This is a genomic window from Moorena sp. SIO3I6 (assembly GCF_010672095.1).
Genome location: NZ_JAAHHU010001058.1, coordinates 1 through 1732, shown reverse-complemented (window position 1 = coordinate 1732; position 1732 = coordinate 1). Strand labels below are relative to the sequence as shown.

Annotated in this window: 2 pseudogenes; both read left to right on the top strand. The window is 43.9% G+C overall.

Annotated elements, in window-relative coordinates:
- Positions 1 to 149 (top strand): annotated as a pseudogene (locus F6K49_RS46060) (reverse transcriptase N-terminal domain-containing protein); the annotation flags it as partial.
- Between the two features lie 573 nt (positions 150 to 722).
- Positions 723 to 1732, top strand: a pseudogene (locus F6K49_RS46055) (reverse transcriptase domain-containing protein); the annotation flags it as partial.

The window sequence follows — 1732 nt, the reverse complement described above, 5'->3', positions numbered from 1 at the left end:
AAGCCTCACAACGTGGTGACGTCCGCGTGGTAAGAAAGCTGCAAAAGACTCTGATGAAGTCCTGGTCTGCCAAAATGATTGCGGTCAGACGGATAACCCAAGAGAACAAAGGTAAAAAGACTGCCGGAATAGACGGGGTTAGTGCGATTCGTTGGCTATAAACCTTACCCCACAAGGGTTTTTTGGGGGATTAGCCGCATGGGAAACAAACCATGACAACTTGGTAACCATGGTGGTGAAAAACCACCCCTCGCGAAATCCGAGTGACAGCCTTACCCCTATTTTCAGGAATTAACAAACCTGAGCATAAAGCGGGGTCGAACAGTGAAGCGCTGCTAGCCTAAAGTGGCGTTAGTAACAGGTAGTTGAACTCATGGGTACGCAAGGAAGATACACTTGAACCATCGTCACTATAGAGTAGCGCAATCAGGCTGACGCGCTGCAAGGGACAAAAGTCCATGGAACACATAGGATTATAAGGTTTTTCCCCCATATAATGATTTCCCTAGCTCCCGGTGGATAGTATCACCCTAAAAGTTCAGAGAATGGTTATCAGGAACGAAGTAATTCCCATATGTACTCTCAGTAAGGTCGATTACTGAGTAGGTAGTTAACCGCAAGTCATGTGGGAGAAAGATTGAGTCAGAAGCTAACGCCCAGGGTAATACCTGGGATATGCAGACGGACTTACGTTGTAGGAAAAGGTATGGTTGTAAGTAGTAATGAATAAGTCTAAAACTCGGGGGTTCGCCCCACAGTCGGAATGGAGGACAACTAACTGGCGGAAGCTAGAAAGAACGGTCTTTAAGTTACAAAAACGAATATACCAAGCCTCTCAGCGTGGTGACATCCGTGTGGTAAGAAAGTTACAAAAGACTCTGATGAAGTCCTGGTCGGCAAAAATGATTGCAGTCAGACGGGTAACCCAGGAAAATAAGGGCAAAAAGACTGCCGGAATAGACGGACAAAAAGCTTTAACCAATAAGCAGCGTCTAGTCTTAGTAGCCAACCTGAAAATTCACAAAAAGGCAAAACCAACCAGAAGGGTATGGATTCCCAAACCTGGGAGGGTGGAGAAACGACCTTTAGGGATACCCACCATTTACGACCGTGCTCTACAAGCTCTTGCCAAACAGGCTCAAGAGCCAGAATGGGAAGCGAGATTCGAGCCTAACTCATATGGGTTCAGGCCAGGACGCTCATGTCACGATGCCATTGAAGCAATATTCAATGGTATTAGCTTAAAACCTAAATGGGTACTGGACGCTGATATCTCCAAATGCTTTGACAAAATCAACCATGATGCTCTTCTAAGAAAATTGAATACTTACCCATCCATGAAACGATTAATCAAATACTGGTTAAAAGCAGGTGTGATGGATAAGGATACATTCTATCCTACAGATGAGGGTACTCCTCAAGGTGGAATTATCTCCCCACAAAAGCGCGAACATAGCCCTCCACGGAATGGAAAAACTTATCAAACAATATGCCGAAACCTTAAAAATAAAAGGGAGGAATAAAGAACAAAAAAGAAGAGGCATGAATGTGATAAGATACGCAGATGACTTCGTCATCATGCACGAAAACCAGGAAGTGATAGAAGAATGTCAAAGAATCATCAATGAATGGCTGAAAGACGTGGGTTTGGAATTGAAACCAAGCAAGACAAAAATCATCCACACTTTTGATGGATTTGATTTCCTCGGATTCAACATTCGTCAATATAAAG